The sequence below is a fragment of the Microbacterium sp. NPDC058389 genome (assembly GCF_042722305.1).
GTDB lineage: Bacteria > Actinomycetota > Actinomycetes > Actinomycetales > Microbacteriaceae > Microbacterium.
In genome coordinates this window covers 48,996-61,143 of record NZ_JBHXJQ010000006.1, presented here as the reverse complement: position 1 = coordinate 61,143, position 12,148 = coordinate 48,996, and the positions used below count along the sequence as shown (strand labels likewise).

Genomic DNA, 12,148 nt, shown 5'->3' with positions numbered 1-12,148 from the left:
CCATGGTCACCCGCCAGTTCCCCAAGCCCGCCGAGCTGCTCGAGCTCATGCAGTTCAAGAAGCCCGAGCTCGACGGACGCAAGCGCCGTCTCGACGCCGCGCTCACCATCTACGACCTGCGCACGATCGCCAAGCGCCGCACGCCCAAGGCCGCGTTCGACTACACCGACGGTGCCGCCGAAGGCGAGCTGTCGCTCGCGCGGGCCCGTCAGGCGTTCGAGGACGTCGAGTTCCACCCCGACGTGCTGCGTCCCGCCGAGCGCGTCGACATGTCGACCGAGATCCTCGGCGGCCCATCGGCGCTCCCGTTCGGCATTGCGCCGACCGGCTTCACGCGCCTCATGCAGACGGAGGGCGAGACCGCGGGCGCCGGGGCGGCCGGTGCCGCCGGCATCCCGTTCACGCTCTCCACGCTCGGCACGACCTCGATCGAGGGCGTCAAGGCGGCCAACCCGAACGGGCGCAACTGGTTCCAGCTGTACGTCATGCGCGACCGCGAGATCTCGTACGCACTCGCGCGCCGCGCCGCCGAGGCGGGCTTCGACACGCTGCAGTTCACGGTCGACACGCCGGTCGCGGGCGCACGGCTGCGCGACAAGCGCAACGGCTTCTCGATCCCGCCGCAGCTGACCCTCGGCACGATCGTCAACGCGATCCCGCGCCCGTGGTGGTGGTACGACTTCCTGACCACGCCGAAGCTCGAGTTCGCCTCCCTGTCGACCACGGGCGGTACCGTCGGCGAGCTGCTGGACGCCGCCATGGACCCGACGATCAGCTACGACGACCTCGCGATCATCCGCGACATCTGGCCCGGCAAGATCGTCGTCAAGGGCGTGCAGAACGTCGCCGACTCGAAGCGGCTCATCGACGCGGGCGTCGACGGCATCATCCTGTCGAACCACGGCGGGCGCCAGCTCGACCGTGCGCCGATCCCGTTCCGCCTGCTGCCCGAGGTCGTCCGCGAGGTCGGCAAGGACGCGACCGTCATGGTCGACACCGGCATCATGAACGGCGCCGACATCGTCGCCTCGGTCGCCCTCGGCGCGAAGTTCACCCTCATCGGCCGCGCGTACCTCTACGGCCTGATGGCCGGCGGGCGCCAGGGAGTCGACCGCACGATCGCGATCCTGCGCAGCGAGATCGAGCGCACGATGAAGCTCCTCGGCGTCTCGTCGATCGCCGAGCTCGAGCCGCGCCACGTCACGCAGCTGCAGCGCCTCGTGCCGGTGGCGGCGCCCGTCGCCGCGGCGGCCGAGGCCGCTCCGCGCCCGCGTGCCGCGCGTGCGAGCGTCGCGAAGGGGGATGCTGCGGCATCCCGCCCCGCGAAGCCCGCCGCCACGCGCGCCAAGGCCTGAACCGAAGACCACGAAGGGCGGGCTCCGTGGAGCCCGCCCTTCGTCGCACTCGCCTGCGTCAGACGCGGACGGCAAGCGTGGGGATCAGCGCCTCGAGGTAGGTGACCGTGTCTTCCCACCCGTCGACCGCGTGGCAGCGCACGCCCATCGCGAGCACCGGGTAGTCGTTGCCGTCGGGGTCGAGACGGTCGCCCACGAACAGCATGTCGTCGAGGCTGATGCCGGTCTGCTCGGCGAGCCGGCGCATGCCGTAGGCCTTGTCGATGCCGCGCTCGGTGATGTCGACCGACGTCGATCCGCCCGAGCGGACCTCGAGGTCGGGCAGGAGCGCGGCCACGGCCGCGCGCAGCGCGTTCTTCTTCTCGCCGGTCGGATCCCACGCCGACTTCGCGGCGACGGGAGCCTGCTGGCCGAGGGCCGAGAAGGTGATCTGCGAGCCGCGGTCCTCGAGGATCGCGCCCCACGTCTCCGGCTCCCACAGGCCCAGGCGACGCGCCTCACCCTCGACGGCCGCGAGGGCGCGGGACTTCTGGTCGTCGGTCAACGACCGCTGGTAGATCGTGACCACGTCGTCGGCCGACAGGCGGTAGTACTGGGTGCCGCACGTGGGCAGCAGGTGCAGGCGCGCGCGGGCGTCCTCGGAGGCCGCGGGGAGCCGGTCCACGACCTGCGTCGTGAACTGCGCGAGCTGTCCGCCCGAGATGACCGCCACCTCGACGCGCTCGGCGAGCGCGACGAGCAGCTCTCCCATACGCGGGTCGATCGGGCTCTTCGACGGCGCCAGGGTGTCGTCGAGGTCGAACGCGACGAGACGAGGGGCGATGGCGGTCATCGGTGCTTCCCTTCATGCAAGAGGCCCCGCCTTCCGGCGGGGCCTCTCTGTGGTCGGGGTGACAGGATTTGAACCTGCGGCCTCTTCGTCCCGAACGAAGCGCGCTACCAAGCTGCGCCACACCCCGTTTTGCAACCCTCCGAGTCTAACCGATCCTCAGGGGTGCTGTTGACCACGCCGGGGGATCAGCGTGAGCAGTGATGCCTCGGGGCGGCATGCGAAGCGCACCGGGGCGTAGATCGAATGCCCGAGTCCGGCGCTCACGTTGAGAGGCGCCGTACGACCGAGATGCGTCCACTCGCTCAGCCCCCGCGCCTGCTTCAAAGGGATGTCGCAGTTGGCGACGAGCGCTCCGAACCCGGGGACGCGCACCTGGCCGCCGTGCGTGTGGCCCGCGAAGATCGCGTCCGCGCCGAGGTCGACGAAGTCGTCCAGTACGCGGCGGTACGGCGCGTGGGTCACGCCGATGGCGAGATCATGTGCGCCCAGTCCGGCGACGAGTTCGGGGAGCACGTCCAGACGGTCCCAGTGACGGTGGGCGTCGCTGACCCCGAACGCGCCGAGGCGCAGGCCGCCGGCATCCAGCTCTCCCGCGTGGTTGTTGAGGTCGAGCCAGCCGAGCTCGTCGGTGAAGTACTGGTCGAGCGCCTCGGTGTCGAGCGGCTCCCACGTCGGCTCCGCCTTCGAGGGGCCGAGGAAGTACTTGAACGGATTGCGCGGCGAGGGCGACGCGTGATCGTTCGAACCGTGGACGAACACACCCGGGATGCCGCGCAGCGCGTCGAACGCGCTCCGCAGGCCGCGCAGACCCTCAGCGTGGCCCATGTTGTCGCCCGTGTTGATGATCAGATCGGGCTGGAGCTCGGCGAGGGCGGCGATCCACTGCTGTTTGCGATGCTGCCAGGGCGCCATGTGGGCGTCCGAGAGATGCAGCACCCGGATCGGGGCGGCGCCGTCGGGGAGCACCGGAACGTCGTGGAAGCGGACGGTGAAAAGGTAGCGCTCGATGCCGATGCCCCAGACCGCTGCGCCGACACCGACCGCCCCCACCGTGCCGAGCACGGTGAGGGCGGTGCGAGTGGGGGCGGAGGGCACTAGCCGTTGCCGCCGTTGCCGCGACCGCCGCCACCGCAGTCGGAAGCGGTGTAGTCGACGCTGATGGAGGCGTTGCGGTTCACGACACTGCCTGCGGCAGGATTCGTGCCCGTCGCGCGCGACTGGCTCGAGTCGTCCTTCGTCGCCGTGCAGGTGCCGTCGCTGACATTGCCGAATCCGGCTTGCCGGAGCGCACGCTTCGCGTCGTCCAGCGAACGTCCTGACACGTCGGGGATCGAGATGCCCTTGCCGTTCGACGGGCTGATCGTGACCGTCGTGCCGCCGGCGACCTCGCCCGCCGCGGGGTTCTGCGCGCCGACCGATCCGGCCGGCTGGTTCGAGTCGACCTCGGCTCCGACCTCGACGGTGAACCCGGCCTCTTCGAGCTTGGCCTGCGCGGCATCCATCGTCATGCCGAGGACGTTCGGCAGCTGGACCATCTGCACCTTGGTGAGCTCGTTGTCGGGGGCTGCGAAGGCGCCGGCGGGGTAGGCCTCGTTGGCCGCCGACTGCACGGCCTTGGCGATGCTGTAGCGGATGTTCGACAGCGGCATGCGGCCGTTGTAGGTCTTGAACATGTCGCCGCCGCCCTGCACGTTGCCGACCCACGTCGCCGATGCGACACGCGTGCTCGACTCGACCATCCAGGTCTGGAGCTCCTCGTGCGTGCCGGTCTTGCCGATGAGGGCGGTGCCGTCGTACGGGTTTCCCTGGCTTCCGGTGCCGCCGTTCATGACGCCCGCGAGAGCATACGCCGCGGTGGCCGCCACGTTCGGTTCGATCACCGGAGTACAGGTCCGCTCAGGCTTGGGAAGCTCGTTGCCCTTCGCGTCGGTGACGCGGTCGATCACCTGCGGCTGGCAGTAGATGCCGTTGTTCGCGACAGTTCCGTACGCGCCGGCGATCGCGAGCGGCGAGACGTTGTTGGTGCCGATGATCGACGTGAGCTTGCCCATGTCGACCTCGTCGCCGGACCGCGCGACGGTCACGCCCATGCGCGTGGCGACCTTCTGGATGTCGCACAGGTCGAGCTTCTCCGCCATCGCGAAGTAGCCGGTGTTGAGCGAGTCCTTCGTGAAGCGCATCGGGGTACCCATGTATCCCTTGTTCTTGGCGAAGTTCCCGACGAGGTCGTTGCCGTAGTTGACCCAGTCGCCCTGACACGAGTTCTTCATCCGCTTGAAGACGTGCAGCGTTCCGTTGAGCGTCTCGTTGACGGAGTGGCCCTTCTCCAGCCAGTCGATCAGGGTGAACAGCTTGAACGTCGATCCCGCGGGTGCGCCGCCGGAACCGCCGTACGTCCCGTCGCCCGCATAGACCAGGGATGAGACGCCCGGGGTGCTCGCTAGTGCGGCGTCCTCGCTGAACTGCGTGTTCTGCGCGATCGCGAGCACGCGGCCGGTCGTGGCCTCGATGCTCGTGGTGGTCGAGCCGAAGACGCCGGGCTGATCAGGAAGAGTCGTCCCCTGCGTCATCGCGATCGTCGACGGAGCGTACTGCGCCATCGCCGCCTCGGCCTGGCCCTGGATCCGCGGGTCGAGCGTCGTGTAGACGTTGAGGCCGCCGCGCTGGAGGAGCGCCTGACGTTCCGGCTTGGTGTCGCCGAAGGCCGGGTCGTTCAGGATCACGTCCTTGACGTACTGGCAGAAGTACGCCGCACCGCCGGCGTTGACGCATCCCGTCTTCGCCGGTGTCACCGCCGGCGTGATCGGCCAGACCGCCGCCTCGACGTACTGTTCGTGCGTGATCTTGCCGTCCTCGAGCATGCGGCTGAGCACATACAGCTGGCGCACCTTGGTCGAGGTGTACCCGTCGGCCGCGGCGAACTTCTGCTCCTCCGTGATCTCGCCCGACTTCACGAGGTTGTCGAGGGCGACGAGGTTCGCACCTTCGTCGATCACGCCATCGGGCTCCTTGTTGAAGCTGGTCTTGCCGTCAAGGCTCCAGATGGAGCCCTGGGGCTTGTCGATGCGGTAGTTGTTCGGGTTCTGCACCATGCCCGCGAGCGTCGCGGCCTGAGCGACCGTCAGGTTGGCGGCGGTCGTGCTGAAGTACTCCCGCGCGGCCGACTCGATGCCGTAGGTGACGCCGCCCCAGTTGGCGATGTTCATGTAGCCGAGGAGGATGTCGTTCTTCGAGTACTTCTGCTCGAGCGAGATCGCGTAGCGCATCTCCTGCAGCTTGCGCGTGTAGCCCTCGGCGCCGTCTGCCGTGGTGGCATCGGTCCAGCACTTGCGCAGCGCGTCTTCACGGCTGATCTCGAGGACCGGCTTGCCGTCGTCCCCCTTGACCTCCTTGCCGTCCGCGTCGAGCTCGTAGACGTCTTTGGCGTCCTGTTCGCACTTCTGGATGAGCACGTTCTTGACGTACTGCTGGCTGATCGAGGATGCACCCTGGGTCTCGGCGCCGCCCTTGGCGTTGGAGAGGAGGGCTCGCGCCGTTCCGATGAGGTCGATCCCGCCGTGCTGGTAGTAGCGCGGGTCCTCGCTCGACAGCAGTGCGTCGTACATGATCGGGCTGATCTGGTCGAACTGGACCGTCGTGCGGTCCTGTTCGAGGAACTGCGTCATCAGCGCGGGCTGACCCGTGTTCGGATCGTTGTAGTAGAAGTTGCTGGGGAGCATGAGCTGATCGAGTTCGAGGACGCTCGGGAGGTTGTCGAACATCGTGATCGCGCGCTCTGCCGCGGTGCTCGTGATCGCGACCGCGGGGGTGACGGTCGCGGCGATGAGGACACCGGCTGCGGCACTCAGGCCGACGAGTCCGGCGAGTCCGCCGAGCACGCCGGTGGCCGTGCGTTTGGTATCAGGCATAGGCTTGATCGTAGGGGAGATACCTGGGCGATCCATCAAGGACTCTCAGCCCACAAAGGCGTTTCCCAGCCTTCATCAGCCGTCAGTTTCCGCACACTCGAGGAGTCGCGATGACGACGTGGGAGTACCTCACCACGCCCCTTCTGATCCACAACACCGCAGCGATCCTCAACAACTGGGGCAAGCAGGGCTGGGAGCTCGTGCAGATCGTCCCCGGTCCCGAGGGTGGGCTCGTCGCCTACTTCAAGCGGCCGTCGGGCGGCGGCCAGGAGAACGCCGGCCTGGGTGCCGCCGCTCAGGCCGCCCGCCAGTTCGAGGGGGAGTGAGCATGGTCGTCAGCGACCGCCTCGCCGAGCTCGGGATCGAGCTTCCCTCCGTGGTCCCGCCGGTGGCCGCCTACGTGCCCGCGAAGGCGCACGGCGACCTCGTCTACACCGCCGGCCAGCTGCCGATGGTCGCAGGCTCCCTGCCCGCGACCGGCAAGGTGGGCGACGGTCACGGTCTCGTGCCGGCCGACGACGCCAAGGCCTACGCGCGTCAGAGCGCGCTCAACGCGATCGCCGCGGCGGCGGCCGCAGTGGGCGGGGTCGACCGCCTGACCGGCGTCCTCAAGGTCACCGGCTTCGTGGCCTCGGTGCCCGAGTTCACCGGACAGCCCGGCGTCATCAACGGTGCGAGCGAGGTGCTGGGCGAGATCTTCGGAGACTCCGGCCGCCACGCCCGCTCGGCCGTGGGCGTTCCCGTCCTGCCGCTGGACGCACCCGTCGAGGTCGAGGTCGTCTTCTCGTTCGCCTGAGTCCGGCGCCCGTCACGAACGACAGAGGGGATGCCGCAGCCCGAGGCTGCGGCATCCCCTCTTCTCGTCCTTACTTGACCTGCGCAGAGATCACCGACATCACGGCGGTGTCGGCGAGCGTCGTGGTGTCGCCGACCTCGCGGCCCTCGGCGACGTCGCGGAGCAGCCGGCGCATGATCTTGCCCGAGCGGGTCTTGGGCAGCTCGCCCACGATGTAGACGTCGCGCGGGCGGGCGATCGGGCCGATCTGCTCGCCCACCCATAGGCGCAGGCCCTGCGCCAGGCCGTCGGGGGAGTGGGCATCGAGGTAGGACTGCTTGATGATCACGAAGGCCACGACCGCCTGGCCGGTGGTCTCGTCGGAGGCGCCGACGACCGCGGCCTCGGCGACCGCCTCGTTGCCGACGAGGGCAGACTCGATCTCGGTTGTCGACAGACGGTGCCCGGAGACGTTCATGACGTCGTCGACGCGGCCGAGGAACCACACGTCGCCGTCGTCGTCGAGGCGGGCGCCGTCGCCGGCGAAGTAGAAGCCCTGCTTCTGGAACTTCTCCCAGTACGTCTCGACGAAGCGCTCGGGGTCGCCCCAGATGCCGCGGAGCATCGACGGCCACGGCTCGGTGATGACGAGGAGGCCGCCGTTGCCGTTGCCGACATGCGTGCCGTCCTCGTCGACGACGTCGATCGAGATGCCGGGAAGCGGGACCTGCGCCGAACCGGGCTTGGTCTCGGTGACGCCCGGAAGCGCCGACACCATGATCGCGCCGGTCTCGGTCTGCCACCACGTGTCGACGATCGGCGCGGTCTTGCCGCCGATGATCTTGCGGTACCACATCCACGCCTCGGGGTTGATGGGCTCGCCCACCGAGCCGAGCAGGCGCAGAGTCGACAGGTCGAACTGCTTCGGGATCGCACGGCCGAGCTTCATGAAGGAGCGGATCGCAGTCGGCGCGGTGTAGAGCACGGTGACGCCGTACTTCTGCACGATCTCCCACCAGCGGCCCGGGTGCGGGGCATCCGGCGTCCCCTCGTACATCACCTGGGTCGCGCCGTTCGCGAGCGGGCCGTACGTGACGTAGCTGTGGCCGGTGATCCAGCCGATGTCGGCCGTGCACCAGAACACGTCGGTCTCGGGGTGGATGTCGTGCACGACCTTGTTCGTGAACGTCGCCTGCGTGAGGTAGCCGCCCGAGGTGTGGAGGATGCCCTTGGGCTTCCCGGTGGTGCCCGACGTGTAGAGGATGAAGAGCGGGTTCTCCGCGGGGAACGCCTGAGCCTCGTGGTCGGCGGATGCCGCGGGGACGACGTCGTGCCACCACAGGTCACGGCCGTCGGCCCAGTCGACCTCGTTGTCGCCGCGCTTGACCACGAGGACATGCTCGACGGTCTCCTGCACGCCGGCGCCGCGGTCGGCGAGGGCCATGTCGACGGCCGGCTTCAGCGGCGAGACCTTGCCCTTGCGGTAGCCCCCGTCGGCGGTGATGACGAGCTTGGCGCCGGCATCGTCGATGCGGGCGCGCAGGCTGTCGGCGGAGAAGCCGCCGAAGACGACGGAGTGGATCGCGCCGATGCGCGCGACGGCGAGCATGGAGGCGACGGCCTCCGGGATCATGGGCAGGTAGATCGCGACGCGGTCGCCCTGCCCGATGCCGAGGCCCTCGAGCACGTTCGCCAGGCGCTTGACCTCGTCGGTGAGCTCGGCGTAGGTCACGCGGCGCTCGTCGCCGGGCTCGCCCTCCCACAGCAGGGCGACGCGGTCGCCGTTGCCCGCTTCGACGTGCCGGTCGAGGCAGTTGTACGCGACGTTCAGCTCGCCGTCGGCGAACCACTGGGCGAAGGGCGGGTTCGACCAGTCGAGCACCTCGGTGAAGGGCTTGTGCCAGTGGAGCTCGCGCGCCTGATCGGCCCAGAAGCCCTCGCGGTCGGCCTTCGCCCGGTCGTAGAGGTCGGACGTCGCAACAGCGTTCGCGGCGAATTCGGCCGAGGGTGCGAAGCGCCGGTCCTCGGTGAGCAGGTGGTCGATCTGGCTGCTGCCGGCATGCGTGATCGGGTTCTGTTCGCTCATGTGAGCGCGCTCCTTTGCGGGCTTGAGGGAGGCCGAGGGAAGTCGGCGAGTCTGCCAGGAAATGTACTCACGACGCCCGCCGGCGACTACCCCCGATAGTAGGTGGCGCCACCGACCCACGACACGACCGATATATCAGTGAGAATCCTCTCCTTTTCGTTTTGTTCGGACCCTTACCTCGCATATGCTGACCGTTGGCCGAACATTCGATTCTGGCATTGCGGAACCCGACGTCACCCCCCGAATTCGGGTCCGCGCACGGCGGCATCCCATTCCCCCCATGGGATGCCGCCTTTAATCTTCTGGGAGCGGTTCCGCCGGGTGGCGCTCTCCTCCACAGCCGGGTGTGTCGGCGGGTCCTCCACCGATCGCCGGATCCGCCCGCCGGGCCCCTTCGCGCGCTCCTAGCGTCGGACCCATGTCCACGCCGTTCACCGTCCGGCCCCGCCCTCGCCCTGGTGTCGCGGGGGCGCCCACGGAGACGGTGGATGCCGCCGGCCCCGCGCTCGCGACGGCACCTGTACCGGCGGTGCTCGAGCGCCCGTCGGCGGCGTGGGTGCCGCAGCGCGGCGCCGCGGCATCGGCCGCCTCGGCGGCGGCCGAGGCGCGACCGGCGCCGATCGCACCGGCGAGGGAGCGGCATCCCGCTCTCGTCCCGTTCGCGGCGTACCTCGACGATCCCGCCGTCACCGACCTCTTCGTGAACGGCGCGGCCGGCCTCTTCGTCGACCGCGGGGCGGGAGCGATCGCTGCGCGCGAGTGGCGGGCGACCGAAGAGGAGGTGCGCGACCTCGCCGTGTCGCTCATCGGGTGCGGCGGCCGGCATATCGACGATGCTGCGCCGTGCGTGGACGTGCGGCTGGAGGGCGGCATCCGGGTACATGCGGTCCTGCCGCCTGTCGCACCCGCGGGTACTGCGATCTCGATCCGCGTGCCGCGCCTGACGGATCCGAGCCTGGACGATCTGCGCCGTACGGGCATGTTCGACGACACGGTGCGGCGCACGCTCGACGACGCCATCGCGCGGCGGTCGAACCTGCTCGTCACCGGCGCGGCGGGGGCAGGGAAGACGACGCTGCTCGCGGCGCTGCTCGGCGAAGCGCCCGCGCACGAGCGGATCGTCACCATCGAGGACGTCGCCGAACTGCGGATCGCCCACCCGCACCACGTGCGGCTCGAGGCGCGTCAGCCGAACCTCGAAGGCGCCGGAGGCATCGGCCTGGCACGTCTCGTGCGCGAGGCCCTGCGCATGCGACCGGATCGGCTCGTGGTGGGGGAGTGTCGCGGCGACGAGGTGCGCGAACTGCTGTCCGCTCTCAACACGGGTCACGACGGCGGTGCGGGCACCGTGCACGCGAACGGGCTCCACGACGTCCCGGCGCGGCTGGAGGCGCTCGGCGCGCTCGCCGGGCTCGATGATCGCGCTCTCGCCCGACAGGTGGCGAGCGCCATCGATCTGGTGCTACACGTCGAGCGCGGAGCGGACGGGGTCCGGCGCATCGCGGCGATCGGACGACCGCTCGTCGACGACGGCGGCAGGCTCGACATGGCGTCCCTCGACGGCGGTGGGTCGTGACGGCCCTGCGCCGGCGCGGCGCTCGTGGCGGCGGCACGTCGCGCGAGCGCGGGGCAGAGGCCGCCGCCGAGACCGTGCTGCGTCTTGCCGTGCTGCTGCAGGCCGGCGTCGCACCGGCGCGCGCGTGGACCCATCTGGCGCATGCGGGGGACGACGCCGCCGCCCGGGTCGTCGCAGCGCTCGCACACGAGACCCCGCTTGCGACGGCCATCGCGGGCGTCGGCGGCGGCTCGTGGCGCGAGGTCGCCGTGGCCTATCAGGTCGCGACGACGGTCGGCGCCCCGCTCGCGGCATGCCTGCGCAGCCTGGCGGCGGCGCTGAGCGATGCGCAGGAAGCGGCGGACGATGTGCGCGTCGCCCTCGCCGAGCCCGCCGGCACCGCCCGGCTGATGGGCTGGCTGCCGCTCCTGGCCGTCGCGCTCGGCGCGGCACTGGGGTTCGACACGCTCGGTACCCTCGTGGCCACACCGCTGGGCATCGCGTGTCTGGCGGCCGGCGTCGCGCTCATCATCGTCGCGCAGCGCTGGACGGCGAGGCTCGTGCGTGCCGCCCGCGACGCGGGCGGCATCCCTGGCCTGGACGCCGAGCTCGTCGCCATCGCGCTGAGCGGCGGCGTCTCGATCGAGCGGGCGCGCGCGGTGGTGGCCGACGCGGGTGTGCTGCGGTGTCCCGACGGGGCCGCTGGTGCGGCCACGTCCGCCGCGCCTGCGGCAGCAGCGACCGATGACGGCGTCGAGGCCGTGCTCGCCCTGTCGCGCTCGGCCGGAGTGCCCGCGGTCGAACTGCTGCGCGCGTCTGCGGCGCACGCGCGCCATCGTGCCCGCGTCGACGGCCGTCTGCGCGCCGCGCGGCTGTCGTCGCGGCTGCTGGTCCCGCTCGGCGTCTGTACGCTCCCCGCCTTCCTGCTGCTCGGTGTCGCCCCCATGCTGCTGAGCGTCATGTCGACCATGTCGCTGTCGCTCTGATCCGACCGTGCCCACGACAACCCACAGAACGGAGACCCGATGTCCTCGCGACCGACCTCTACCCTTCCCCGCCTCACGCGGCGGCGTGCCGAGCGGCTGTTCCGTCCGCCGGGCGCCGACGGCGGGCGCCACGACGACACCGGCGCCGCCACCGCCGAGTACGCCATCGCGACGATGGCGGCGGTGGCCTTCGCCGGGCTGCTCGTCGTCATCATGCGCAGCGATGAGGTGCGCGGCATCCTCACGGATCTCGTGCGCCGGGCCCTCACCGTCGCATGAGGCGCGCGCGGACCGGCGGCGGCCGACGGCTGCGGCAGCCCGATGATCGCGGGTCGGTCGTCGCCGAGTTCGCCGTCGCCCTCCCCGCGGTCGCGATCGTGCTGGCGCTCGGCGTCGGCGCGCTCGCCGGGGCATCCCGTCAGGTGCGTCTGCAGGACGCGGTGGCGGATGCCGCACGCCTGAGCGCGCGGGGCGAGCCGGTGTCGCGGGTGACCGAGGCCGTCGTCGCGGCGGTGGCGGAGGCATCCGTGGAGATCGCACCCCGCGGCGATCTCGTCTGCGTCACCGCCACCGCGCCGACGATGCTGGGCCTGCGCGTCCAGGCCTCCGGCTGCGCGCTGGCGGGCGGACTGTGAGTCGCGGCGGCCGTCG

11 protein-coding genes and 1 tRNA gene are annotated in these 12,148 nt (G+C 70.5%); 7 read left to right on the top strand and 5 right to left on the bottom strand.

The features are described from left to right. The first annotated feature begins 2 nt into the window (after window positions 1-2). Window positions 3-1,355, top strand: a complete 1,353-nt coding sequence (locus tag ACFWJ8_RS10065) for an alpha-hydroxy-acid oxidizing protein (RefSeq protein WP_378811031.1) — start codon at window positions 3-5, stop codon at window positions 1,353-1,355. A 58-nt stretch (window positions 1,356-1,413) separates the two neighbouring features. Here ACFWJ8_RS10065 and ACFWJ8_RS10060 read toward each other — a convergent pair whose 3' ends face one another. From ACFWJ8_RS10060 to ACFWJ8_RS10045, 4 genes are all read right to left on the bottom strand, one after another. Further along, entirely contained in the window at window positions 1,414-2,187 is a 774-nt protein-coding gene (locus ACFWJ8_RS10060; RefSeq protein WP_378811029.1) for an HAD-IIB family hydrolase, read from the bottom strand. A 50-nt stretch (window positions 2,188-2,237) separates the two neighbouring features. Next, window positions 2,238-2,314, bottom strand: a tRNA-Pro gene (locus ACFWJ8_RS10055). Window positions 2,315-2,343: 29 nt separating this feature from the next. Continuing rightward, on the bottom strand, window positions 2,344-3,282 hold the full coding sequence (locus ACFWJ8_RS10050) for a metallophosphoesterase (RefSeq protein ID WP_378811027.1): 939 nt from the start codon (window positions 3,280-3,282) through the stop codon (window positions 2,344-2,346). Continuing rightward, complete coding sequence (locus ACFWJ8_RS10045; protein ID WP_378811026.1) at window positions 3,282-6,095, bottom strand: transglycosylase domain-containing protein; 2,814 nt, start codon at window positions 6,093-6,095, stop codon at window positions 3,282-3,284. The genes ACFWJ8_RS10050 and ACFWJ8_RS10045 overlap by 1 nt, the downstream gene beginning before the upstream one ends. Window positions 6,096-6,205: 110 nt before the next feature. Here ACFWJ8_RS10045 and ACFWJ8_RS10040 point away from each other — a divergent pair, with 110 nt between their 5' ends. Beyond that, the gene (locus tag ACFWJ8_RS10040) at window positions 6,206-6,421 is read left to right on the top strand and encodes a DUF4177 domain-containing protein (protein ID WP_378811025.1); all 216 of its coding nucleotides are present in this window, start codon (window positions 6,206-6,208) and stop codon (window positions 6,419-6,421) included. A gap of 2 nt (window positions 6,422-6,423) precedes the next feature. Next, window positions 6,424-6,891 carry a RidA family protein gene (locus ACFWJ8_RS10035; protein WP_378811024.1) on the top strand — a complete coding sequence of 156 codons (468 nt, stop codon included), beginning with the start codon at window positions 6,424-6,426 and terminating at the stop codon, window positions 6,889-6,891. 70 nt (window positions 6,892-6,961) lie between these two features. Here ACFWJ8_RS10035 and acs read toward each other — a convergent pair whose 3' ends face one another. After that, window positions 6,962-8,956: an acetate--CoA ligase gene (gene acs, locus ACFWJ8_RS10030; protein ID WP_378811023.1), complete on the bottom strand. Its 1,995-nt coding sequence runs from the start codon at window positions 8,954-8,956 to the stop codon at window positions 6,962-6,964. Between the two features lie 418 nt (window positions 8,957-9,374). Here acs and ACFWJ8_RS10025 point away from each other — a divergent pair, with 418 nt between their 5' ends. Genes ACFWJ8_RS10025 through ACFWJ8_RS10010 form a run of 4 tightly spaced genes read left to right on the top strand, consistent with a single transcriptional unit; the run spans window position 9,375 to window position 12,132 of the window. Further along, window positions 9,375-10,532 carry a TadA family conjugal transfer-associated ATPase gene (locus tag ACFWJ8_RS10025; protein WP_378811022.1) on the top strand — a complete coding sequence of 386 codons (1,158 nt, stop codon included), beginning with the start codon at window positions 9,375-9,377 and terminating at the stop codon, window positions 10,530-10,532. Continuing rightward, window positions 10,529-11,497 carry a type II secretion system F family protein gene (locus ACFWJ8_RS10020; RefSeq protein WP_378811020.1) on the top strand — a complete coding sequence of 323 codons (969 nt, stop codon included), beginning with the start codon at window positions 10,529-10,531 and terminating at the stop codon, window positions 11,495-11,497. Before ACFWJ8_RS10025 ends, ACFWJ8_RS10020 begins: the two co-directional genes overlap by 4 nt. 39 nt (window positions 11,498-11,536) lie before the next feature. Continuing rightward, complete coding sequence (locus ACFWJ8_RS10015; protein WP_378811019.1) at window positions 11,537-11,776, top strand: DUF4244 domain-containing protein; 240 nt, start codon at window positions 11,537-11,539, stop codon at window positions 11,774-11,776. Continuing rightward, on the top strand, window positions 11,773-12,132 hold the full coding sequence (locus tag ACFWJ8_RS10010; protein WP_378811018.1) for a TadE family type IV pilus minor pilin: 360 nt from the start codon (window positions 11,773-11,775) through the stop codon (window positions 12,130-12,132). The genes ACFWJ8_RS10015 and ACFWJ8_RS10010 overlap by 4 nt, the downstream gene beginning before the upstream one ends. The last annotated feature ends 16 nt before the right edge of the window (window positions 12,133-12,148 follow it).